The organism is uncultured Alsobacter sp., assembly GCF_945952055.1.
In the GTDB taxonomy this organism is placed as follows: domain Bacteria; phylum Pseudomonadota; class Alphaproteobacteria; order Rhizobiales; family Beijerinckiaceae; genus Alsobacter.
In genome coordinates this window covers 96,613-117,234 of record NZ_CAMFHB010000015.1, presented here as the reverse complement: position 1 = coordinate 117,234, position 20,622 = coordinate 96,613, and the positions used below count along the sequence as shown (strand labels likewise).

Here is a 20,622-nt window from a genome sequence, read left to right as displayed (position 1 = left end):
CGCCATCCCCATGCCCATTCCCCGGCCGGCCAATCTGGGCGGCGGCACGGCCCAGGCCGCGTCCGAGGCGCCCCGCGCCGTCGCCATCCCGACCGCGCCCGCCGCCGCGCCCCAGGTCGTTCCCGCCGCCATCGAGACGACGCCGGAGGCCGCGCTGCAACGAGCCAACGCGGCGCTGAACGCGCTCGGCCAGATGCAGGCCGATTTCGTGCAGACCAGCGGCAACGGACGCCGGGCGGAGGGCAAGATCTATCTGCAGAAGCCCGGGCGCGTGCGCTTCGAGTATCTGCCCCCGGCGACTCTCGAGATCGTGGCGGACGGCAGCTCCGTGGTGATCCGCGACCGTAAGCTCGGCACCCAGGACCTCTACGGCATCGCCCAGACGCCGCTGAAGTTCCTCCTGCGCGACAAGGTGGACCTGTCCCGCGACATGCGTCTCCTGGAGATCAATCCCGCGCCCGATCTCGTCTCGGTGACCGTCGAGGACAAGGCCACCTTCGGCGGGACGTCGCGCATCGAACTCTTCTTCGATCCGCGCAGCTACGCCCTGAAGCAATGGACCGTCACCGATCCGCAGGGCTACCAGACCGCGGTGGTGCTGCGAAACGTCGACACGCGCCGGGCGCCGGATCCGGCCAACTTCTTCATCGACTACACCAAGAGCATGCCCGCGGCGGGCGGTGCCTTCCGCTGACCGGGAAAGCCGGGTTGCGCGACCCCGTCTTCGCGGCTACCCCTGCGGCTCCCGAGACGCCGTCGGAGCCGTCCCTTGCGCCTGACCATCGCGACCTGGAACATCAATTCGGTGCGCCTGCGCGCCGGCCTCGTCACGCAATTCCTCGCCGATCACGGCCCGGACGTGCTCTGCCTGCAGGAAACGAAGTGCCAGGACGACCATTTTCCGACGGCGGCGTTCCGCAAGGCCGGCTACGAGCACATCGCGGTGCATGGGCAGAAGGGCTACCACGGCGTGGCCGTCGTCTCCCGCATTCCCATCGAGGCCCGTGAGGCGCATCGCTACTGCGACAAGGACGATGCGCGCCACATCGCGGTGACGCTCGCCGGTGGCGGCGGGGCCAAGGGCATCACGCTGCACAACTTCTACGTTCCGGCCGGCGGCGACGTCCCCGATCCCGCAGTGAACGTGAAATTCGAGCACAAGCTCGCCTTCCTCGACGAGATGACCCGGTGGGGGATGCGCGACAAGCCCGCCGCGGGGCGCTCCGTCCTCGTCGGCGACCTCAACATCGCGCCGCTCGAGAACGACGTCTGGAGCCACAAGCAGATGCTCGACGTGGTCTCGCACACCCCGCTCGAGTGCAAGCTGCTCGGCCAGGTGCAGGAAGCGGCCGGCTGGGTCGATGCGGTGCGGACCCTGCGGCCGGAGCCCGAGCGCCTCTACACGTGGTGGAGCTACCGGGCCCAGGACTGGCAGAAGGCCGATCGCGGACGGCGCCTCGACCACGTCTGGCTGTCACCGGGCCTGAGCGGTTCGCTGGCCGGGACCGAGATCGTGCGTCACGCGCGCAGCTGGGAGCGCCCGTCGGACCACGTGCCGGTGATGATCACGCTGGACGTTTGACGCTCGTCGTCCCGTCCAGCACGAGCAGCTTGCGGCGCACCTCCGCCAGCTCCGCCGCCGTGGCCTCGGCCCGTGCCGCGACGACGTCGCGCACAGCGACGGCGAGCTCCGGGTACTCGTCGAGGACGCGGCGGAACACCGAGCGCCCGATCTTGAGAACGCTGGAGGGTTCGCGTGCGATGGCGGTGGCGGGCCTCGCCGTGTCGATGATCAAGGCCAGTTCGCCGATAAGCGTCCCGGCCGTCGCCACGACGGTGGCGGGCGAGCCGTCGTCCGTCGCGTCGAGCGCGACGGCCCCGCTGGTCACCAGATAGCCGCCGTCGGACATCTCGCCGCGGCGAAACAGCACGTCGCCCGCGCGGACGATCTTGGTTTCGCCCGCGAAGGCGATCAGGCGCAGGGCATCGCGGTCCATCGCGGAAAACAGCGGGACCGTCTCGAGGATCGCGATATCCCGCTTGAGCGCCATGGCGTCAGGGCACCAGCTTGTAGCCCCCGGCCTCGGTGATCAGGATCTGGGCGCTGGAGGGGTCGCGCTCGATCTTCTGCCGCAGCCGGTAGATGTGCGTCTCGAGCGTGTGGGTGGTCACGTTCGAATTGTAGCCCCAGACCTCGGTCAGGAGCACGTCGCGCGTCACGACCCTGGTTTCGGCCCGGTAGAGGAACCGCAGGATGGCGGTCTCCTTCTCCGTCAGCTTCAGCTTCGATCCCTGGGCCGACACCAGGAGCTTGGCGCTCGGCCGGAACGTGTAGGGACCGATGGTGAAGACGGCATCCTCGCTCGCCTCGTGCTGGCGCAGCTGCGCGCGGATCCTGGCGAGCAGGACGGCGAAGCGGAAGGGCTTCACGACATAGTCGTTGGCGCCCGCTTCCAGGCCCAGGACCGTGTCGGCATCGGAATCGTGCCCCGTCAGCATGATGACGGGCGAGCGAAAGCCCGACTTGCGCATCAGCTTCACCGCCTCGCGCCCGTCCATGTCGGGAAGGCCGACGTCCATCAGCGCGAGGTCCACCCGGGTGTCCTTCACCGCCGAGATGGCCTTGGCCGCCGTATCGACCGTCACGGGGGAGAATTCCTCGTGCAGAGCCAGCTGTTCGGACAGCGCACTGGCCAGCTCGAGGTCGTCGTCGACCACGAGGATGCTGCGCACGTTCGACATCGTCCCAGACCCCTCTATCGCGGGTGCGGCTTGACCTGCCGGTTCGGTTCCCGCAGTCCTTGTGGCTCAACTAGACCACGCCGGGCGGGTTTCGCAAGCCGTGCCGGTATTTAGGGCGCCTTCCATCCCTTTCCATTCTGGAAAACCACAATCGATCCCGTCCCCATGGTTCGCGCGCGTCCCCTCACCCTTCGCGTCTTCCGCCTGCCCTCGGATCCCCGCCGGGGCATCCTTGTGGCGGGCGCCCTGGTGCTCCCCTGCGCGCTGGGCCGCGGCGGGATCAGGCGGGCCAAGCGCGAGGGTGACGGCGCCACGCCGGCCGGCCCGCTCCGGCCGATGGCGGTGCGCTACAGGCCCGATCGCACGGCCCGGCCGCGGGCACGCCTCCCCGTCGGCGCGATCCGGCCCACCGACGGCTGGTGCGACGACCCGCGCCACCCGCGCTACAATCGGCCCGTGCCCTTGCCGTTTCCGGCCGGGCACGAGCGTCTTCACCGCGCGGATGCCGTCTACGACGTGGTGGTCATCCTCGACTGGAACATGCGTCCGGCCATCCGCGGGCGCGGCAGCGCCATCTTCCTCCACCTCGCCCGGCCCGGGTTCACCCCGACCGAAGGCTGCATCGCGGTCTCGCCGGCCGCCATGCGCCGTCTCCTCCCCCTGCTCGGCCGGTCCACCCGCATCGTCGTGGCCGGCTGAGCGCATTTTTTCGGATCCTCGATGTCCCTGTCTCCCGGCCTTCTCTTCGACCTCGACGGCACTCTCGTCGAGACCGATCCCACCCACCTCGCGGCCTTCAACGACATCCTGACGGGAAACGGGCAGCCGGCGGTCGACCAGCATTTCTACAACACCCACATCATCGGCTTTCAGAATGCCGAGATTTTCGGCCGGCTGTTTCCGGACCTGACCGAGGACGATCACCGCCGCCTCGCGGACGAGAAGGAAGCGCTGTTCCGCTCCCGGGCGGCGGGCCTGCATCCGGCGAAGGGGCTGCTCGATTTCCTGGCCTGGGCCGATGCGCACGCCATCCCCACCGCCGTGGTCACCAATGCCCCGCGGGCCAACGCGGACCTGATGATCGGCGCGCTGGGACTGACCGGCCGCTTCCGGCACGTCGTCATCGGGGACGAGATGGAATTCGCCAAGCCGCACCCGCTGCCCTACCTGACGGGCATCCGGCTGCTGGGCGTCGACGTGGCGACCAGCGTCGCCTTCGAGGACTCCCGCTCCGGGCTTCGTGCGGCCGTCGCCGCGGGCCTGACCACCGTGGGCATGGCGACGTCGCTCTCGCCGGAAGCCCTGATGGAGGCGGGCGCCCATCTGGCGGCACCGGACTTCTCGGATCCGGCGCTGCTCGATCTCGTGCGCAGGACCACGGGGCGGGGATAGGCACTACAACTTAAAGTTGTAACTCCCCGTTGATTTTTTCCTGTTAACGCTTGCCAAGCATTGGGAGCGGCGTGGCTGCGCATGGCCGAGACCGTCAAGATCGTCGGTTATTTCAGGATCTCCGGTCGTCTGCAGGGGCTGCTGCGGGCCGAGCTGGAAGAGCAGCGTGCCGCCCTCCAGGCCTTCGCCGTCAGCAGTGGGGCGACGGTCATCGAGCAGTGCGTCGACTACGAGAACGGCAGCCGGTCCCCGCTCGTGCAGCTCGACAAGGCGCTGGGCCTTTGCCGTTTCCGCGGCGCGATGCTGGTGATGCCCAAGATGGGGCCGCTGGCCAAGGACTGGAACGTGCTCGTCAAGCTCTACATGGCCGAGGTCCACGTCGTGGCCCTCGACATGCCGACGCTCTCGCGCGAGAAGCTGAAGGAACTCGCGGTGCACGCGCGGCGCAACGACAAGCGTCTGCCGCCCGAACTGCGGACGGCCGGTGCGGCGAGCACGCCCGCCCAGCGCAACCCAGCCGCCAAGGGCTGAGATCCCTCAGGACACCGCCGTCGCCTTCACCTTGCGGACGTCGATGAGGACGCCGTGCATCGTGTCGCGCCGCTGGAACGTGATGCGATCGTCAGGGCCCAGGACGCCGAGAGCCACGTCCTTGTCCGGCAGCACGACCGTCGCCGCCTTGCCGTTGAAGACGATGACGTGCCTGTGCTCGGGCACCGCGGCCTCGGCCCAGCGCTTGAACTGCGCATAGTACGGCGTGGCCTTCCAGGCGCCGGGCTGCCCGGGATCGACCTGGACCAGGAGATTCTTGCTGGCGGGGTCCACCGTGAGCACGAATTTCGACTTCTCCGGCTTCCATTCCGGGCCGAGGAAATCCGTGGTCATCCACATGCAGTGGAACGAGCGGCAATGCTGCGGGCGGGTCTCGTGGATCCCGCAGCCGCGCCCCGGCGCGCAGTGCTTGCACCACTGGCCGGCCGGCTTGTCCAGGCTCGGCACGTCGAACACCTTGCAGCACAGCGTGCAGGTGCCGCAGGACCGCCCGGCGACGGGGTCCGAGACGAGGAGGGCAGGGTCGTAACTCATGGGTCGGGTTCCCGTCGCCTTTCGGTCGTGTCGGGAACCCTTCTAGAACATGCGGCAACCGGGTGGAAACCGACATTTCGCCTTTTGGCCGAGCGTTGCCTCAGCTCATGACGGAGCGGCTTTCGGCGGTGCCGCGTGTGACCGGGCCCAGAAGGTACAGCCCCCACAGGGCCGACAGGCCGACGAGGATGTAGACGATCCGGGCCAGCGTGCTGCCGGCGCCGAAGATGGCGGCGACGAGATCGAACGAGAACAGGCCGACGAGGCCCCAGTTCAATCCTCCGACGATCAGGAGGATCATGGCGATGACGTTGACGGTTTTCACGGCGGGCACTCCACGGGGCGGCTGCCCCCCGTGGGCGCCGCGCGGCCAGCCAACGCCGCCCAACACTGCTCGTTCCGGGGCGTCGATGGTCCTGCCGGGACGTCGTGCGCGGCGGCTGCACGCGGCAGATGTGTTTCCAGGTGCTCTCGCAACTCTCGATGCCTGTTGTCGGGCGCCGGCCGCGATCTTTGCGGCGGGCGTTGGACCCGAGCGGCAAGGGGCTTTAAGGAAAGGGCGCGGCGTCGTTGCCGCCTCCGATCCTTGGCATGGCGAAGTTCACCCTCCTGACCCTGTTCAGCGGCGAAGCGTCCCCCCTGATCCGCCGGCTGTGGCGCGATTGGATGCGGCCGCATTGGGCCTCGCTGCTGCTCGTCCTGGCCACGGTGAGCGTCCTGGCGGGCGCCAGCAGCCTCTATCCGGTGGTCATCAAGACCGCCTTCGATGCCTTCGACCAGCAGAACAAGCGCCTCGTGCAGCTGATTCCCTTCATCGTCATCGCGGTGACGGCGACCAAGGGCTTCGCGATGCTGGCGCAGTCGATCCTGACCAACCGGGTCGTCACGCGCATCGAGGCCGACATGCAGGCGGCGCTCTATGCCGCGCTCATCGATTCCGACCTCGCCCAGCTCGCCCGCGAGACGCCGGCCGCGCTGGCCCAGCGCTTCACCACCGATTTCGCCTATATCCGCGAGGCCCTGACGCGGCTGTCGACGGTGGCGCTTCGCGACGTCGCCACGGGCCTCGCCCTGCTCGGCGTCATGTTCTGGATCGACTGGCAGGTCACCCTGCTGGCGCTCGTCGTCCTGCCGGTCGTGGCTCCCCCCATCGGCAAGATCGGCAAGAAGCTGCGCCGCACCGCCCTCAACACCCAGGAGCAGACCGGCCACATGGCCGGCATGGTGGCCGAGAGCCTGGGGGCGGCCAGGATCGCCAAGGCCTATGGCCTCGAGGGGACCCTGAAGGACCGTGCCCGCGCCTCCTTCGACACGATCCGCAAGCTGAAGATGAAGTCGGCCAACCAGCGCGCCAGGCTGGATCCCATCCTGGAGATCGCCGGCGGCGTCGCGGTGGCGGGCGTGCTGGTGTTCATCGGCTGGCGCATCGTCAAGAACCAGACCACGATCGGCGACTTCACGGGTTTCGTCACCGCGCTGCTGCTCGCCTCCCAGTCCATGCGGACGCTGGGCAACCTCAACGCCATCCTGCAGGAGGCCTCCGCCGCGCTGGCGAGGCTCTTCGCCATCCTCGACGAGCGCCCGACCATCACCGACGCGCCGCAGGCCACGGCGCTCGCGGTAACCCGCGGCGAGGTTGCGTTCCGGGGCGTTTCCTTCGCCTATGCCGGGTCCCAGGCGTCGCTGCGCGACATCGATCTCGTCCTGCCCGGCGGCAAGACCACGGCCCTGGTCGGCCGCTCGGGCTCCGGCAAGTCGACGTTGATGTCGCTCGTGCCGCGCCTCTTCGACCCGACGGACGGGCGCGTCGAGATCGACGGCCGGGACATCCGGGGCGTCACGTTGGCCAGCCTGCGCAGCCAGATCGCGCTCGTGACGCAGGAAGCGCTGATCTTCGACGACACGGTGGCCGCCAACATCGCCTTCGGCCGGCCCAGTGCGAGCCGGGACGAGATCGAGGCGGCGGCCAGGTCCGCGGCGGCGCACGACTTCATCATGCGGTTGCCCGAGGGCTACGAGACGCGTCTCGGTGACCGCGGATCGAGGCTGTCCGGCGGCGAGCGCCAGCGCGTGTCGCTGGCCCGCGCCATCCTGCGCCAGGCGCCGATCCTGCTGCTCGACGAGGCGACCAGCGCGCTCGATTCGGAGAGCGAAAGGCTGGTGCAGGACGCGCTCGCCGCGCTGACCCACGGCCGCACGTCACTGGTGATCGCGCACCGGCTGTCCACGGTGCGCAGCGCCGACCTCATCGTCGTGCTGGACCGGGGGCGCATCGTCGAACAGGGCGATCACGACACGCTGCTGCGCCAGGGCGGGGTCTATGCCCGCATGCACCGGCTCCAGAGCGGCGACATCGACGAACTCGCGGACGACGCCGTCTAGAGCATTTTCCGACGAAGTGGATTCCGGTTCGTCGAAAGAACATGCGACACTGGGGCACGCCGCGCGTCACCGGGTCATTCCCGTCTCAGAAGAGTGTCGACCACGAAGGTGGAGAAGGCGTGGGGCTTGAAGTCGCGCTCCAGAGCCTCCGGGTCGTACACGGTCGCGACCCAGTCGAGGAAGCCGATGCCCTTGGCCTCGCCCTCCTGCCGGTACCGCTCGAAGAAGGCGTCGAGGATCCCGGTCTTTGCGAAGCGGAAGTGGCCATAGCGCGGGCTCAGCTGGGCCATCGCCTCGTTGAGCGGCTTGCCCTCGTGGACGAGCAGGTAGAGCGCCGCCACGAATCCCGCCCGGTCCGCGCCCGACTTGCAGTGGGCCAGCGCGGGATAGGCGATGCCGGCGAAGAAGTCGCGAGAGTTCAGGATCGTCTCGCGGTCCGGGGCGCCGCGCGAGCGCACCACGAAATCGACCAGCGCGATGCCGTGCCGCTCGCAGGCCTCGCGCTCGAGGGGCCATGACCCGTATTCGCGGCCCCCGCGGAGATTGATCACGGTGCGCACCCCGTCGGCCGCGGCCTGCGCGATGTCCGGGGGAGCCGGCTGCGCGGCCCGCCAGAAGTTCGGCGTCACGCGGTGGCGGTTCAGGTAGACCATCCGCAGGATGCCGTGATCGGCCAGGAGCATGTTGGCCCAGGCCGAGATGCGGTCGAGCGTGCCGCCGACGGGGCGGTCCCAGCGGGCGACGCGGGCCATCCGGCGCGCATAGCGCACCTCCGGCTTCACCGTGAAAAAGCTGGCCAGGACCTTCAACACCACGCGCGACGGCATCCTTTTCGAGCCTGCTGCGGTTCGAAGGACACGCAGCGCTCTCTCGTTGTCCCGGTGATCGCATGCTCCCTGCGAAAAGCCGGGTTCCACCTTTTCGCAGCAGGCCCTCGAGGCACCGCAATGCCCGAAGCGCGGGCCATAGCAGCCGGGGACGCCGCCTGCAATCGGAACACGGCCGGGGGGCTTTACGGCGCCGCGCGTTGGGTCCAATCTGAACGCGTGACCCAGGCAACCCTCACCATACGCCTTGCCCGGCCCCGCGACGCTTCCGCCGTCGCGGCCGTGCACGACGTCGCCTGGCGGGAGGCCTATCGCGGCATCATTCCGGGGCGCGAGCTCGAGAAGATGATCCAGCGGCGGGGGCCCGTGTGGTGGAAAACCATCCTCGACCGGGGCGCGCGCATCGCCGTGCTCGAGTTCGACGACGAGATCCGCGGCTATGCGAGCTACGGCCGCAATCGCCTCGCGGCGTCGCCGTACCGCGGCGAGATCTTCGAACTCTACCTGCTGCCGGAGTATCAGGGACTGGGCTTCGGCAAGCGCCTGTTCGAGGCCGCGCGCCGCGACCTGGCGGGAAACCGCGTTTCGGGTCTCCTGGTCTGGGCCCTTGCCGACAACGACCGCGCCTGCGGCTTCTACAATCATCTCGGCGGCATCAAGGTGCGCGAGATGGAAGAAACCTTCGGTGACGTGGTGCGCGTGCGGCACGCCTTCGGCTGGGTCTAGGTCACCGCGCGTCATCCGCGGCCGGTCGACAGAATGCCTCGCGCGGTCTGCCGTATTTCCCTTCTTGTCCGTGTGCTCCGGGCCGGGATCCAGGTGATGACGGCCTTCCGGACGGAAGGTTTTGCTTCAGGCTACCGGAAAGTCGTTCTTGTCCACTCAGGGTCGCGACCCTAAAACGTCGCGCGGCCGGGAATTCCGCGTTTCGGCCCCCAGGAGAACTCGCCATGCGTATCGACGCCGTTCCGGTCGGCAAGAACCCGCCTCACGAGGTGAACGTCATCATCGAGGTGCCGATCGGGGGAGAGCCCATCAAGTACGAGATGGACAAGGCGTCGGGCGCCCTGGTCGTCGACCGCTTCCTCTACACCTCGATGCGCTATCCCGGGAACTACGGCTTCATTCCGCACACGCTGTCCGACGACGGCGACCCGTGCGACGTGATCGTCGCCAACACGCGCGCGATCGTGCCGGGAGCCGTCATGGCGGTGCGTCCGGTCGGCGTGCTGCTGATGCAGGACGAGGCGGGCCATGACGAGAAGATCGTCGCCGTTCCCGTGCCGAAGCTGACGCGGCGCTACGAGAACGTGACGAACTACACGGATCTGCCGCCCATCACGCTCGACCAGATCAAGCACTTCTTCGAGCACTACAAGGACCTCGAGCCCAACAAGTGGGTCAAGGTGCTGCGCTGGGGCGATGCGGAGGAGGCTTGCAAACTCATCCTCGAGGGCATCGCGCGCTACAAGGCGAGCAAGGCCGACAAGGGCTGAGGCTTCCCCGCCCCGCAGGCCGTTGGTCGGCGGTGGCAGAGGGGGTTGTGCGCGACGCGCCTTGCCCCCGCCTCAACCTCGGGGTTTTCTCGGTCGCGACGACGAATCGGTGATCCCCTGGTCGGGGCGCCGGGGCCCGACCGGGGGAAGTTTCGATGCGGCGAATGAGAGCCGTGCGGCCGTTTGCCGCCATGCTCGTGGTGGTGGCGGGCCTTTTAGGCGCGGTCCTGACGGTCCTCGCCCCCGGCGGCGCGCAGGCCCAGCAGCCCGTGGCGGGCACGCCCTCGCCGACCCAGGTCTACAGGCAGCGGCTCGACGCGGTCAGGATCGAGCTCGACCAGCTCGAGGCCGGGTTGAACCGGCGCGGGACGTCGGATTCCGCCCTGCAGTCGTTGCGCCAGTCCATCGACCCGCTCGCCCAGGAGGCGAGCAAGGTCGCCGTCGAGCTCACCCCCCGTGCCGATGCGATCCGCTCGCGCCTGAAGGAACTCGGGCCCAAGCCGGGCGACAAGGACCCGCCGGAGGGCGCCGACGTCACCAAGGAGCGCGAGGATCGCCAGACGGCGCTGGCCGACGTCGACGAGACCGTCCGCATCGCCCGGTCCCTGCTCGTCCAGGCCGAGCAGATCGAGAAGGAGATCGCCGACAGGCGGCGAGCCCTGTTCACCCAGCGCCTGTTCGAATCCTCGACGAGCCTCCTGTCCCCTCAGCTGTGGATCGAGCTGTCGTCGGGCCTGCCGCATGACGGTCGCGCCCTCGCGTTCATGGCCGAGGAAGCCACGGACCGCGCCGTCGAGAAGCTCACCCTGAAGGGCGCCGTAGGCGTGCTCGGCGTGCTCGCGGTGGCCGTCTTCCTGCTGGTGCCCGTGCGCCGCTTCGGCCTCGCCTTCGTCAAGCGGGATCGTCTCGCCGGCCAGCCGAACCGGCTGCAGAAGGCGGTGGCGGCCGCTGCCGTCATCATCGCCAGCGCGCTCGGCCCCATGATCGCCGCGCTGATCCTGCTGGCGATCGTCGACACGCTGTCCCTGTTTCCGCCCCGCGTGTCGCCCGTGTTCCGCAGCCTCGTCGGCGGCGTGGTCTTCATCGCCTTCGTGCGGGGCCTCGCCGATGGCCTGCTCGCTCCCGATCGCATGAACTGGCGCCTCGTCCAGGTGTCGGAAGGGACCGCGCAGAAGCTCGTCCTGATGTCGACGGCTATCGCCTCCGTGCTCGTGGTCGGGCAGTTCACCGAGACGACGCTCAAGGCGATCGCCGCAAGCCTCAGGCTGACGGTGGCCACGCAGGGCGTGTTCGCGCTCCTGGTGACGCTGATCCTGGCCCGCGCCCTGCCGCTGATGCGGGTGGTTGAGCCGGAGGACGAGGCCGCCTTCGGGCCGCATGTCTCCGAGCGGCTCGATCTCACCGGCATCTTCCGGGGAATCGGCTGGATCCTGGTGACGCTGGTCGTCAGCGCCGCCGCGCTCGGCTACGTGGCCTTCGCCTCGTTCCTCGCCGAGCAGTTCGTCTGGGCGGCCATCGTGCTGCCGATCATCACCTTGTGCATGATCCTGGCGTCGGAGGGCATCAAGGCGGCGCTCGGGCCGGAGACGCGCCTGACCAAGACGCTGCAGGCCAGCGTCGGCTTCCGCCGCGGTTCGCTGGACCAGATCGCGATCCTGGCCGCCGGCGTGGCGCGCGTGGCGCTCATCGTCGTTGCCTTCCTGCTGCTGGCGGCGCCGTGGGGCGTCGAATCCACCGACGTCCTGTCGTCGATGCGGGCGGCCTTCTTCGGCATCACCATCGGCGGCGTCACGGTGTCGTTGTCGAACGTGGCGCTGGCGATCCTGTTCTTCGCGGTGGGCATGTTCGCGACCCGCGCCGTCCAGCGCTGGCTGCAGCGGGAATACCTGCCGCACACCCACCTCGACGCGGGCCTGCGGAACTCGGTGACCACCGGCTTCGGCTATCTCGGCGTGGTCGCGGCGGCGGCGCTGTCGGTGTCCTATCTGGGCCTGAGCTTCGACAAGCTGACCATCGTCGCCGGCGCCCTCTCCCTGGGTATCGGTATCGGCCTCCAGTCGATCGTCGGCAATTTCGTTTCCGGCCTGATCCTTCTCGCCGAGCGGCCGGTCAAGGTGGGCGACTGGATCGTCGTGGGTGACGAGCAGGGCTACGTAAAGAAGATCAACGTCCGCGCGACCCAGATCGAGACCTTCGACCGCGCCACGCTGATCGTGCCGAACTCCAACCTCGTCTCCGGCGTCGTGAAGAACTGGGTCCACACCGACCGTGTCGGGCGGGTGATCGTCACGGTCCCGGTGGGCCGGGACGCCGACGCCGACACGGTGGCCACCATCATGCGCACCTGCGCCGTCGAGAACGCCGACGTGCTGGAGGATCCCGCGCCGCGCGTGCTCTTCAAGCGCATGAGCGAGACGAGCCTGACCTTCGACCTCGTGTGCTTCGTGGGGGAGGTCGACATGTCGTCGCGCGTGCAGAGCGACCTGACCTTCGCCATCGTCCGCCGGCTGCGCGAGGCCGGCGTCATCAAGCCGGCCGGGCCGCAGAAGCTGGAGATCGACGGTCTCGTCGACCTGCGCAGCCAGATGGCCGAAATCCGTGGCGCCCTCGACGCGCGGGTCAAGGCCGAGGCCGAGGAGCGGGATCCCGACTTCCAGCCGCCCCGGCGAAAGGATGCCTGACATGTCTCGACGCGTCTTTGCGGGGGCCGTGCGCGGCGGTCTCGCCCTTGCTGTTGCCGTCTCGCTCGCCTCGTGCTCGACCCCGCCGGTCGAGGAGGCCACGCCGGGCTTCTACCGTCGGCTGGACGAAGGAGCTTCGCTGGATGCGCAGGGCGCGCTCTCCCTCATCAACAGCTACCGGGTGCGCAACGGCCTGACGCCGCTCGCGCTCGACGAGGGGCTGTCGGAGGAGGCCCGGCGCCGGGCCTCCACCATGGCGGCCGCCGACACCTCCACCTGGGGCCAGATGCCGACGCTCACGGCGGCGGCGGGGCGCGGCGGCGCGCAGGTCAGGGCCGAACGGGCGTCGGCGGGCTACCGGACGGTGGCCGAGGCGTTTTCCGGCTGGCGGGATTCGCCGCCGCACAATCGCGTTTTGCTGGAGCCGCGGGGCACGCGCCTGGGCATCGCGGCCGTGGACCGGCCCGGCACGAAGTACCGCGTCTACTGGGACATCATCGTCGCAGGACCCGACCGCTAGGATTGCGGGTCCTGCGCCTGCCGCCGGCTCAGAGCCAGGGGCGGCTCTCGGCGGCCTTCGCCTCGAAGGTGTCGATCGAGCCGGCCTTTTCCATCGTCAGGCCGATGTCGTCGAGGCCGTTCATCAGGCAGTGCTTGCGGAACGGGTCCATGTCGAACTTCACGACGCCGCCGTCGGGACCGCGGATCTCCTGGGTCTCGAGATCGATCGTCAGCGTCGCGTTGGCGCCGCGGCGGGCGTCGTCCATCAGCTTGTCGAGGTCTTCCGGCGACACGACCACCGGCAGGATGCCGTTCTTGAAGCAGTTGTTGTAGAAAATGTCCGCGAAGGACGTTGAAATGACGCAGCGGATGCCGAAGTCGAGCAGGGCCCACGGCGCATGCTCGCGCGACGACCCGCAGCCGAAGTTGTCCCCGGCGACCAGGATCTGCGACTTGCGGTAGGCCGGCTTGTTCAGCACGAAGTCCGGGTTCTCGGTCACGCCGTCCTCGGCGTAGCGCATCTCCGCGAACAGCCCGCTGCCCAGCCCCGTGCGCTTGATCGTCTTCAGGAACTGCTTGGGGATGATCATGTCGGTGTCGACGTTGGTGATCTCCAGGGGAGCGGCGACACCGGTGAGCGTGGTGAAGGGCTGCATGATCGTGTGTCCGGCCTTGGCGCAGGGAAAACGTGTCGGGAGCCGTTTAGCAGGGTGAGGCGCGCAAGGGTAGGGGGTCCGGCCCGCTTGACCGTTCGGTAACGGGATCTTCGCCATTCGCAGTTACAATCCAAAGTAGTGAGCGATGCGCTGAACACCCTCCCGCCGACCCTCGCGCAACGCGTGGCCGGCGAGTTGCAGCCCGGTGAAGCGGTCCGCTGGGCCGGTGTCCCCGGCTGGTTTTCCTCCGCCCTTCCCACGCTTCCCCTGTTCGTCTTCGGGATCGCCTGGTCGAGCCTCACCTTCAGCTTCGAAGGGGCGGCCGTGGCCTCGATCCTGGCGCCCGGCGCCCCGTCGTCGATGGGCACGGGCATGGGCATCCTGTTCCTCATTTTCGGGCTGCCGTTCGTCGCCGTCGGCGTCGTCCTGCTCGGGCTGCCGTTCTTCGAGGCGACGCGAGCGCTCATGACGGCGCATGTCGTGACCGACCGTCGCCTGATCACGGTGCATGGCGGCCCGTGGCGATCCGTCGAGATCCGCCCGGTCGCGGCGCTCACCTTCGTGGTTCGGCGCGACCACGACGATCAGCGCGGCACCCTGCGGCTGGGCTTCGGGGTGGAAGTCGACGGAGACGGCGATCCGCGCAGCGTGCAGGTCTCCTGGCGCGGCGTTCCCGCGGTCCGGGCCGCCGAGGACGCCGTCCGCGCCCTGGCCGCGCAGGCCGGACGGGTGGTCTAGACCGCGCCGCGTCTGCCCGAAAACACGGCCTGCGCTCGCGTCTTGTCCTAGCCCTCGCCGGCCGCGGCCTCGATGGCGGCCATGTCGTCGTCGCTCAGGCCGAAGTGATGGCCGATCTCGTGCACCAGCACGTGGGTCACGAGGTGGCCGAGCGTTTCCTCGTGCTCGGCCCAATAGTCCAGCAGCGGGCGGCGGTAGAGCCACACCATGTTGGGAAACTGGCCGGTCTGGAACTGTTCGCCGCCCTGGGCCAGCCCGACCCCCCGGAACAGCCCGAGCAGGTCGAACTCGCTCTCGCATTCCATCTCCTCGAGGGTCCCCTCGTCGGGGAAATCCTCGACCTTGACGACCACGCCCTCGCACAGCGCGCGGAACTCGCGCGGCAGGCGGGCGAAGGCCGCGTCCGCGAGGGCCTCGAGGTCGGCCAGGGTGGGCGCCTCGGCATTGGCCCAATCGATGGGTGGGGGTGTCGGCACGCGTGGAACTCCGGATGACTCAGCCGGCGAAATGCTGGAACAGGGTTGCGGCGAGATAGAGGGCGAACAGCAGGCCGAGGCCACGGCCGATCCTGCGGCCCCACACCTCGACGCGATCCTCCTGCGGCGCGTCCGCTCCCGCCATGTGGCGAACCGCCCGCGCCAGCGCCGACGTTCCGACGCTCTCCGACTCCGCCGCCACCCTGCGCAGGGCGTCGTGGGCCTCGCGGACCCTTTCCTCGTCACGCGGGTTCATGGACCGTGCTCCACCTCGGTGTCGTCGCAAAGATTGGCAACCATCGCTTGCAAATGAACGTTTGCTGAACGGGCAATTGAAGCGACGTTCATGGGCGTTGCGCTGTTATCGATCCGATGCCGGTTTCGGCCGGCGACTGAAAGGACATGTAGCATGACCCGATCGCTTCGTGTTTCGTTGATCCGCGCAGCCTGCGTCGCCGGTTTGGCGCTCGCCGGCTTCACTGCGTCGGCCGAGGCCGCGCCGCTGCCGCCGGTGTCGGCCGCGACGGCGCCTGCCGCCGCACCCTCCGATCTGCTGAGCACCGTGCAGTGGGGGCCTCCCTATGGCCACGCCTACGGCCATCGCCGGCACTACTATCGGCCCTACTATGCCCGGCCGCGCTACTACCGGCCGCGCCCCCACTACTATCGCCCGGCCTATCGCTGCCGCACGGTCTATGTCCGTCGCTGGGACCCCTACTACGGCCGTCCCGTGTCGCGCCCCGTCCGTCGCTGCTGGTAAAGCCCGGTCAGACCGCCTGATCGCCGGCCTGGTCAGGCATGTGAAGCATCAGCCAGTCGAGCGTCGGGTCCTTGATCCCGAGCTCGACCAGGTGCGCATGGGTTGCCCGGATGTAGTCCGGGTTGCGACCTGAGACGCCGAAGCCCTGCCGCACCAGCCGCAAGAGTTCGGGCTGCGGCAGGCGCCTGGCATACTGCTGATGGGCCCGGTCCACCGTGTAGGTGACGGCCGTCACGCGGCGGCCGTCCACCAGGCGCAGGCCCACCTGCGTCTCCAGGTAGACGCTCGTCACCTGCTCGCGTGCCCTGAGATAGGAGAGGGCTCCCTCCGCCTCCGCGGCCGGAACGCGGAACGCCACGCCGCGGCACGCTCCGCCGCGATCGAGGCCGAGCACGAGCCCGGGCCGGTCCGGCGTTCCCCGATGGACATGCGAATAGACGCACAACGAGCGATGAAAGCCGTGCAGCGTCGCGGTCATCCGTTCGACGTGCGGAAAGCCCGGGTTCCACATGAGGGACCCGTATCCAAACACCCAGATCTCGCCGCGATCTGCCGTCATTGATGACCGTCCGCCCCCATGCCCGCGCCGCTTGGCGGATGGTCGGCTAGCAGGTAGGACGGATGGGCGCAACGAGAGGACCGCGGCATGGTGACCCTGAGGCGACCCACTCCCCCGTCATCGCCGCCGTCGCCGCCATCGCGTTTCCGCCGCATGCGCATTTTTCTGCCGTCCCTGGCGTTGGGTCTCCTGTTCCTGGGCGTCGCCGGGTTCTGGGCCTTCGCCTCCTGGCGCACCGGGCGCGAACTGGATGCCTGGCTCGACCGCGAGGCGGCGCTCGGCCGCACCTGGACCTGTCCGGACCGCGCCATCGCCGGTTTTCCGTTCCGGCTCGAAGTGTCCTGCGGGACGCCCTCCTTCACCGGGGTGGCCGACGGCCGCTCCGTCAGCGGCAGCCTCGGCCGCGTCATGGCGGTGGCCCAGATCTACAATCCGAACCACGTGATCGTGGAGGCGCAGGGGCCACTCGCGGTTCGCGCGCAATCGGGCGAAACCCTCGACCTCGACTTCACGCTGGCCCGCGCCAGCATCATGGGCAAGCCCGGGGCCGGCCTCGACCGGTTCTCCTTGGAGATCAGCGAGCCCCGCCTGAAGATCGCGTCCTCCAGGCTCCCGCCGATTTCGGTCGGCGCGACCATGGCCGACTTCCACATCCGGCGCACCCCGGACCGGCCGACGGCCGACGGGGCCTTCGACGTGGCCTCGCTCGTCCAGCGGGCGAGCGTGCCGATGCTCGATCAATGGTTGGGCGGCAGCGACACCACCGACGCCACGGTGCTCGCCACGATCACCCGCGCCGAGCCCCTGGCCGGCCGGGGGCTTCCAGTGGAGCTCGAGCGCTGGCGCACCGAGGGTGGCCGCCTGCAGCTGTCCCAGTTCAGCGTGACGCGCGGCACCAAGCGCGTCGACGCGGCGGGCACTCTCAACATCGACGAGCTGCATCGGCTGCAGGGCCGGCTGGACCTGACCGTGGCCGGGCTCGACGAGGTGCTCCAGTCCTTCGGGCTGTCACCCCGCAACGCCGCCATCGGCGGCCTGATCGCCAGCGTTCTCGGTGGCGGTCGCAAGAGCCAGGCGCAAGCGGCGGCGCCGCAGCAGGACCCGGCCGGCAAGGGCGTGATGCTGCCCCTGCGGCTCGACAACGGGAAGGTGATGCTGGGGCCGATCCCCGTGGCGAACCTGGTGCCGCTGTACTGAGACGCCTGTAGGCCCCGGGGGGTCATTTCTCGAGGGTGGCCGGGCTGGACCCTCGCCAAATCCGGTCCCCAGCGACCGGATCCCAGGATCGTCTCACGCCTCCGGCTTGCGGCGGCCGAAGTCGGGCTCGGCGGTTTCCTGGCCCAGCTCGATGATGCCCCGGCGGATGGCGCGCGTGCGGGTGAACAGGTTGAACAGGGTCTCCCCGTCGCCCCAGCGGATGGCGCGCTGGAGGGCCGTCAGGTCCTCGCTGAAGCGGCCCAGCATCTCCAGCACCGCGTCCTTGTTGTTGAGGAACACGTCGCGCCACATCGTCGGGTCCGATGCCGCGATGCGGGTGAAGTCGCGGAAGCCGCCGGCCGAGAACTTGATCACCTCCGACTGAGTCACTTCCTCCAGGTCGGCGGCCGTGCCCACGATGTTGTAGGCGATCAGGTGCGGCACGTGGCTGGTGATGGCCAGGACGAGGTCGTGGTGGGCGGGCGTCATCACCTCGACATTGGAGCCGAAGGCCTCCCACACGGCCCGCACGCGCTCGGTGGCGGCCGGGTCGGTTCCCTCGGGGGGCGTCAGGATCGCCCAGCGGCCGGCGAAGAGGGTGGCGAAGCCGGCATCCGGGCCCGAATGCTCGGTCCCGGCCACGGGGTGGGCCGGCACGAAGTGCACGCCTTCGGGCAGATGCGGCTGCACCTGGGCGACGACGGAGCCCTTCACGGAGCCCACGTCGGAGATGATGGCGCCCGGGCGAAGCGAGCCGGCCATCTGCTCGGCGACGATCCCGCACGCCCCCACCGGGACGCAGAGCACGACCATGTCGGCGCCCTCGGCGGCCGAGGCCAGGTCCGGCGCGACCACGTCGGCGAAGCCGAGTTCCGCGACGCGCGCACGCACCGACGGCGAGGCGTCGGCCGCCACGACCGTGCGGGCCACGTTCATGCGCCGTGCGGCGCGGGCGAAGGAGGAGCCGATCAGGCCGAGGCCGACGATGACCAGGCGGTCGACGATGGGGGCCGTCAGAGCGGGCCCGAGACGATCAGGCACCGGGCTGTCCTTTCGCCATGAAGTCGCGCAGGGCGGCGACGACGAGGCGATTGGCCTCCTCGCTGCCGACGGTGAGACGCAATGCGTCGGGGAGGCCGTAGGGTGCGACGCCCCGCAGCACCAGGCCGCGGGCGGTCAGGAAGGCATCCGCGTCCCGTGCCGTCCGGCCGGGCGTGCGGGGGAAGTGGATCAGCAGGAAATTGCCGACGCTCGGCGTCACCTCGAGCCCCGTGGCACCGATCTCCCGGGTCAGCCAGGGCAGCCAGCGTTCGTTGTGCTCCACGGACGCCGCCACGTGGGCTTCGTCGGCGAGCGCGGCCACGCCCGCGTCGAGCGCCGCCCCGTTGACGTTGAAGGGGCCGCGGATCCGGTTGATCGCGTCGGCCACGTGGGCCGGCGCGTAGCACCAGCCGAGCCGGGCCAGCGCCAGCCCGTAGATCTTGGAGAAGGTGCGCGTCATGACGACGTTGTCGCAGGTGGAGACGAGCTCCAGTCCGGACGAGTAGTCGTTGCGCCGGACATATTCCGCATAGGCGGCGTCGAGCACGAGCAGAACGTGCTTCGGCAGGCCCGCCTGCAAGCGCTTCACCTCGTCGAAGGGCAGGTAGGTGCCGGTCGGATTGTTCGGATTGGCGAGGAAGACGATCCTGGTGCGCGGCGTGACCGCTGCGAGCAACGCATCGACGTCGGCCGTGAAGTTCTTCTCCTTCACCGGCACGGGGGTGCCGCCCGCCGCCAGGATCCCGATCTTGTAGACCAGGAATCCGTACTCGCTGTACACGCCCTCGTCGCCCGGCCCGACATAGGCGGAGGTCAGCAGGGACAGGATCTCGTCCGACCCGGAACCGCAGACGATGCGCGCCGGATCCAGCCCGTAGCGTCCCGCGATCGCCTCGCGCAGCGCCGCGGCCGACCCCTCCGGATAGAGCTCGAGCTTGGCCGCCGTGGCCGCATAGGCGTCACGGGCCCGGGGAGAGGCGCCGAGCGGGGTCTCGTTGGAGGAGAGCTTGTGGACCTTGGTGCTGCCGGGCGCGCCGCTCTTTCCGGGGATGTACGGGTCGATCGCCATCACGCCGGGACGCGGGGTCGGGCGGATGGGGGCGGTCTGCGGGGCACTCATCACTCAATCCTTGACGCTGTTCTGACGGATCACGCGGGCGTTTCGAGGCGGAACCGGTTGGCGTGGCTTCCGATTTCCTGCACGTCGAAGACGCCGACGCCCAGCCCCGACATCGCCGCGAACATGTCGTCGAGCGTGACGCTGCCCGGTGCGGACACGAGAAGGCTCAGCCCGCCCTCGTCTCCGGCCGAGCTCTCGACGGACGCACCGAGCCGGGAGAGCGCTCCCTGCAGCCCCTCGCGCCAGCGCTCCACGCCCAGCGAGAACAGGACGACCTCGCGCACGGCGGCGTCCTCGATCGGCTTCGACACCACGTAGACGGGCAGGCCGGCCGGGTGGTCCGGGCGCTCCACGAAGGGCAGTCGGGCGATGATCTTGGGCTTGCCCGCGCCCGCGAGCGCGGTCCACCAGGCGCCGGCGCCCCGGCCCGGCTCGGCGCGGAAGACGCCCAGGTCGCCGGCCGAGCGCGCCACCGCGTCGATGACGGCCGCCGCCGAGCCGTGCGGGACGTAGGGCACGGTGAAGCCGAAATGGAAACGGGCGCTGTCGCGCATCGGGGCGTCGCCGCCCGAGATGTCGCCGTGCACCGAGTAGGGAGCCTGGACGTAGGTGAAGGTCGAGATGATGACCCGCCAGATGCTCTCGACGGTGTCGAAGGGCAGGATGCCGCGGTGACGGCCCGCCATCACCTTCATCATCGAGGCTTCGCGGCCGGGCCGGAAGGCCGAGCCGGAGGCCTGGGTCTTCTTCACCTGGATCAGCGTGTCGATGATCTGCCCGCGTTCCATGAGGAGGCGGTGCATCGCTTCGTCGATGCGGTCGATCTCGACCCGCAGGTCGGCGAGGGACGGTACGGGCGGGGTCGGCGCGTCGGCCATGGCTCGGGTCCGGCAGAAGGGGGCGAGCAGTCATAGAGCGGGACGTCTGCGAAGCAAAGGCCCCGCATGGTGCTCCATGGAAACCGGTTC

General features: G+C 69.4%; 25 protein-coding genes. 13 read left to right on the top strand and 12 right to left on the bottom strand.

All coding sequences use genetic code 11. The features are described 5' to 3' along the window. Both Q0Q47_RS13715 and Q0Q47_RS13710 read left to right on the top strand, forming a co-directional pair. Positions 1–694, top strand: a 694-nt coding sequence (locus Q0Q47_RS13715; protein WP_367278246.1) for an outer-membrane lipoprotein carrier protein LolA, incomplete at its 5' end; no start/stop codon positions are given. Between the two features lie 75 nt (positions 695–769). Beyond that, a complete protein-coding gene (locus Q0Q47_RS13710) occupies positions 770–1,582 on the top strand; it encodes an exodeoxyribonuclease III (protein WP_293860443.1) in 813 nt (270 codons plus the stop codon). Here Q0Q47_RS13710 and Q0Q47_RS13705 read toward each other — a convergent pair. Next, the gene (locus tag Q0Q47_RS13705) at positions 1,566–2,051 is read right to left on the bottom strand and encodes a cyclic nucleotide-binding domain-containing protein (RefSeq protein WP_293860440.1); all 486 of its coding nucleotides are present in this window, start codon (positions 2,049–2,051) and stop codon (positions 1,566–1,568) included. The two genes, Q0Q47_RS13710 and Q0Q47_RS13705, sit on opposite strands and share 17 nt — an antisense overlap. Before the next feature lie 4 nt (positions 2,052–2,055). Next, positions 2,056–2,742, bottom strand: a complete 687-nt coding sequence (locus tag Q0Q47_RS13700) for a response regulator transcription factor (protein ID WP_293860438.1) — start codon at positions 2,740–2,742, stop codon at positions 2,056–2,058. 165 nt (positions 2,743–2,907) lie between these two features. On the opposite strand from Q0Q47_RS13700, the gene Q0Q47_RS13695 reads away from it, so the two are divergent. The 3 genes from Q0Q47_RS13695 (at position 2,908) to Q0Q47_RS13685 (ending at position 4,665) form a co-directional block, all read left to right on the top strand. Next, entirely contained in the window at positions 2,908–3,441 is a 534-nt protein-coding gene (locus tag Q0Q47_RS13695; RefSeq protein ID WP_293860436.1) for a L,D-transpeptidase family protein, read from the top strand. 21 nt (positions 3,442–3,462) lie between these two features. After that, a complete protein-coding gene (locus tag Q0Q47_RS13690; protein ID WP_293860434.1) occupies positions 3,463–4,134 on the top strand; it encodes an HAD-IA family hydrolase in 672 nt (223 codons plus the stop codon). Positions 4,135–4,215: 81 nt separating this feature from the next. Further along, entirely contained in the window at positions 4,216–4,665 is a 450-nt protein-coding gene (locus tag Q0Q47_RS13685; RefSeq protein ID WP_293860432.1) for a hypothetical protein, read from the top strand. A gap of 6 nt (positions 4,666–4,671) precedes the next feature. On the opposite strand, the gene Q0Q47_RS13680 is transcribed toward Q0Q47_RS13685, so the two are convergent. Then, positions 4,672–5,220: a hypothetical protein gene (locus Q0Q47_RS13680; RefSeq protein WP_293860430.1), complete on the bottom strand. Its 549-nt coding sequence runs from the start codon at positions 5,218–5,220 to the stop codon at positions 4,672–4,674. A 100-nt stretch (positions 5,221–5,320) separates the two neighbouring features. Next, entirely contained in the window at positions 5,321–5,545 is a 225-nt protein-coding gene (locus Q0Q47_RS13675; RefSeq protein ID WP_293860428.1) for a DUF378 domain-containing protein, read from the bottom strand. Between the two features lie 266 nt (positions 5,546–5,811). On the opposite strand from Q0Q47_RS13675, the gene Q0Q47_RS13670 reads away from it, so the two are divergent. Next, a complete protein-coding gene (locus Q0Q47_RS13670; RefSeq protein WP_293860426.1) occupies positions 5,812–7,602 on the top strand; it encodes an ABC transporter ATP-binding protein in 1,791 nt (596 codons plus the stop codon). Positions 7,603–7,676: 74 nt separating this feature from the next. Here Q0Q47_RS13670 and Q0Q47_RS13665 read toward each other — a convergent pair whose 3' ends face one another. Further along, positions 7,677–8,354, bottom strand: a complete 678-nt coding sequence (locus Q0Q47_RS13665) for a sulfur transferase domain-containing protein (protein ID WP_293860455.1) — start codon at positions 8,352–8,354, stop codon at positions 7,677–7,679. A 294-nt stretch (positions 8,355–8,648) separates the two neighbouring features. Between Q0Q47_RS13665 and Q0Q47_RS13660 the strand changes: the two genes are divergently transcribed. The 4 genes from Q0Q47_RS13660 (at position 8,649) to Q0Q47_RS13645 (ending at position 13,126) form a co-directional block, all read left to right on the top strand. Further along, positions 8,649–9,155: a GNAT family N-acetyltransferase gene (locus tag Q0Q47_RS13660; protein WP_293860424.1), complete on the top strand. Its 507-nt coding sequence runs from the start codon at positions 8,649–8,651 to the stop codon at positions 9,153–9,155. Between the two features lie 224 nt (positions 9,156–9,379). Then, on the top strand, positions 9,380–9,925 hold the full coding sequence (gene ppa / locus Q0Q47_RS13655) for an inorganic diphosphatase (protein WP_293860422.1): 546 nt from the start codon (positions 9,380–9,382) through the stop codon (positions 9,923–9,925). 155 nt (positions 9,926–10,080) lie between these two features. Further along, a complete protein-coding gene (locus tag Q0Q47_RS13650; protein WP_293860420.1) occupies positions 10,081–12,606 on the top strand; it encodes a DUF3772 domain-containing protein in 2,526 nt (841 codons plus the stop codon). A gap of 1 nt (position 12,607) precedes the next feature. Beyond that, on the top strand, positions 12,608–13,126 hold the full coding sequence (locus Q0Q47_RS13645) for a CAP domain-containing protein (RefSeq protein ID WP_293860418.1): 519 nt from the start codon (positions 12,608–12,610) through the stop codon (positions 13,124–13,126). Positions 13,127–13,154: 28 nt separating this feature from the next. On the opposite strand, the gene leuD is transcribed toward Q0Q47_RS13645, so the two are convergent. Then, positions 13,155–13,763, bottom strand: coding sequence for a 3-isopropylmalate dehydratase small subunit (gene leuD / locus Q0Q47_RS13640; RefSeq protein ID WP_293860416.1), 609 nt, complete (start codon positions 13,761–13,763; stop codon positions 13,155–13,157). Positions 13,764–13,901: 138 nt separating this feature from the next. On the opposite strand from leuD, the gene Q0Q47_RS13635 reads away from it, so the two are divergent. Beyond that, positions 13,902–14,501 carry a hypothetical protein gene (locus tag Q0Q47_RS13635; RefSeq protein ID WP_293860414.1) on the top strand — a complete coding sequence of 200 codons (600 nt, stop codon included), beginning with the start codon at positions 13,902–13,904 and terminating at the stop codon, positions 14,499–14,501. 47 nt (positions 14,502–14,548) lie between these two features. Here Q0Q47_RS13635 and Q0Q47_RS13630 read toward each other — a convergent pair whose 3' ends face one another. Next, positions 14,549–14,977, bottom strand: coding sequence for a metallopeptidase family protein (locus tag Q0Q47_RS13630; protein ID WP_293860412.1), 429 nt, complete (start codon positions 14,975–14,977; stop codon positions 14,549–14,551). A gap of 19 nt (positions 14,978–14,996) precedes the next feature. Further along, complete coding sequence (locus tag Q0Q47_RS13625) at positions 14,997–15,233, bottom strand: hypothetical protein (RefSeq protein WP_293860411.1); 237 nt, start codon at positions 15,231–15,233, stop codon at positions 14,997–14,999. 153 nt (positions 15,234–15,386) lie between these two features. Between Q0Q47_RS13625 and Q0Q47_RS13620 the strand changes: the two genes are divergently transcribed. After that, the gene (locus Q0Q47_RS13620) at positions 15,387–15,737 is read left to right on the top strand and encodes a hypothetical protein (protein ID WP_293860409.1); all 351 of its coding nucleotides are present in this window, start codon (positions 15,387–15,389) and stop codon (positions 15,735–15,737) included. A 7-nt stretch (positions 15,738–15,744) separates the two neighbouring features. Here the strand turns inward: Q0Q47_RS13620 and Q0Q47_RS13615 are convergent, their stop codons facing one another. Then, entirely contained in the window at positions 15,745–16,296 is a 552-nt protein-coding gene (locus tag Q0Q47_RS13615) for a gamma-glutamylcyclotransferase (RefSeq protein WP_293860407.1), read from the bottom strand. 153 nt (positions 16,297–16,449) lie between these two features. Here Q0Q47_RS13615 and Q0Q47_RS13610 point away from each other — a divergent pair, with 153 nt between their 5' ends. After that, positions 16,450–17,493, top strand: coding sequence for a DUF2125 domain-containing protein (locus Q0Q47_RS13610; RefSeq protein WP_293860405.1), 1,044 nt, complete (start codon positions 16,450–16,452; stop codon positions 17,491–17,493). 93 nt (positions 17,494–17,586) lie between these two features. Here the strand turns inward: Q0Q47_RS13610 and Q0Q47_RS13605 are convergent, their stop codons facing one another. The 3 genes from Q0Q47_RS13605 to Q0Q47_RS13595 are packed head-to-tail and all read right to left on the bottom strand — an operon-like array spanning position 17,587 to position 20,532. Then, positions 17,587–18,534: a prephenate/arogenate dehydrogenase family protein gene (locus tag Q0Q47_RS13605; RefSeq protein WP_293860403.1), complete on the bottom strand. Its 948-nt coding sequence runs from the start codon at positions 18,532–18,534 to the stop codon at positions 17,587–17,589. After that, positions 18,527–19,654 carry a histidinol-phosphate transaminase gene (locus Q0Q47_RS13600; protein ID WP_293860401.1) on the bottom strand — a complete coding sequence of 376 codons (1,128 nt, stop codon included), beginning with the start codon at positions 19,652–19,654 and terminating at the stop codon, positions 18,527–18,529. Before Q0Q47_RS13600 ends, Q0Q47_RS13605 begins: the two co-directional genes overlap by 8 nt. A 29-nt stretch (positions 19,655–19,683) precedes the next feature. Further along, positions 19,684–20,532, bottom strand: a complete 849-nt coding sequence (locus Q0Q47_RS13595) for a chorismate mutase (protein ID WP_293860399.1) — start codon at positions 20,530–20,532, stop codon at positions 19,684–19,686. Between the last annotated feature and the right edge of the window lie 90 nt (positions 20,533–20,622).

What these genes read in the sequence shown, in the direction of transcription:
- Q0Q47_RS13705 (WP_293860440.1), bottom strand. Translation starts at nt 2,051, where the DNA reads ATGGCGCTCAAGCGGGATATCGCGATCCTCGAGACGGTCCCGCTGTTT.
- Q0Q47_RS13700 (WP_293860438.1), bottom strand. Translation starts at nt 2,742, where the DNA reads ATGTCGAACGTGCGCAGCATCCTCGTGGTCGACGACGACCTCGAGCTG.
- Q0Q47_RS13695 (WP_293860436.1), top strand. Translation starts at nt 2,908, where the DNA reads ATGGTTCGCGCGCGTCCCCTCACCCTTCGCGTCTTCCGCCTGCCCTCG.
- Q0Q47_RS13690 (WP_293860434.1), top strand. Translation starts at nt 3,463, where the DNA reads ATGTCCCTGTCTCCCGGCCTTCTCTTCGACCTCGACGGCACTCTCGTC.
- Q0Q47_RS13685 (WP_293860432.1), top strand. Translation starts at nt 4,216, where the DNA reads ATGGCCGAGACCGTCAAGATCGTCGGTTATTTCAGGATCTCCGGTCGT.
- Q0Q47_RS13680 (WP_293860430.1), bottom strand. Translation starts at nt 5,220, where the DNA reads ATGAGTTACGACCCTGCCCTCCTCGTCTCGGACCCCGTCGCCGGGCGG.
- Q0Q47_RS13670 (WP_293860426.1), top strand. Translation starts at nt 5,812, where the DNA reads ATGGCGAAGTTCACCCTCCTGACCCTGTTCAGCGGCGAAGCGTCCCCC.
- Q0Q47_RS13665 (WP_293860455.1), bottom strand. Translation starts at nt 8,354, where the DNA reads ATGGCCCGCGTCGCCCGCTGGGACCGCCCCGTCGGCGGCACGCTCGAC.
- ppa (WP_293860422.1), top strand. Translation starts at nt 9,380, where the DNA reads ATGCGTATCGACGCCGTTCCGGTCGGCAAGAACCCGCCTCACGAGGTG.
- Q0Q47_RS13650 (WP_293860420.1), top strand. Translation starts at nt 10,081, where the DNA reads ATGCGGCGAATGAGAGCCGTGCGGCCGTTTGCCGCCATGCTCGTGGTG.
- Q0Q47_RS13645 (WP_293860418.1), top strand. Translation starts at nt 12,608, where the DNA reads ATGTCTCGACGCGTCTTTGCGGGGGCCGTGCGCGGCGGTCTCGCCCTT.
- leuD (WP_293860416.1), bottom strand. Translation starts at nt 13,763, where the DNA reads ATGCAGCCCTTCACCACGCTCACCGGTGTCGCCGCTCCCCTGGAGATC.
- Q0Q47_RS13625 (WP_293860411.1), bottom strand. Translation starts at nt 15,233, where the DNA reads ATGAACCCGCGTGACGAGGAAAGGGTCCGCGAGGCCCACGACGCCCTG.
- Q0Q47_RS13620 (WP_293860409.1), top strand. Translation starts at nt 15,387, where the DNA reads ATGACCCGATCGCTTCGTGTTTCGTTGATCCGCGCAGCCTGCGTCGCC.
- Q0Q47_RS13615 (WP_293860407.1), bottom strand. Translation starts at nt 16,296, where the DNA reads ATGACGGCAGATCGCGGCGAGATCTGGGTGTTTGGATACGGGTCCCTC.
- Q0Q47_RS13610 (WP_293860405.1), top strand. Translation starts at nt 16,450, where the DNA reads ATGCGCATTTTTCTGCCGTCCCTGGCGTTGGGTCTCCTGTTCCTGGGC.
- Q0Q47_RS13600 (WP_293860401.1), bottom strand. Translation starts at nt 19,654, where the DNA reads ATGAGTGCCCCGCAGACCGCCCCCATCCGCCCGACCCCGCGTCCCGGC.
- Q0Q47_RS13595 (WP_293860399.1), bottom strand. Translation starts at nt 20,532, where the DNA reads ATGGCCGACGCGCCGACCCCGCCCGTACCGTCCCTCGCCGACCTGCGG.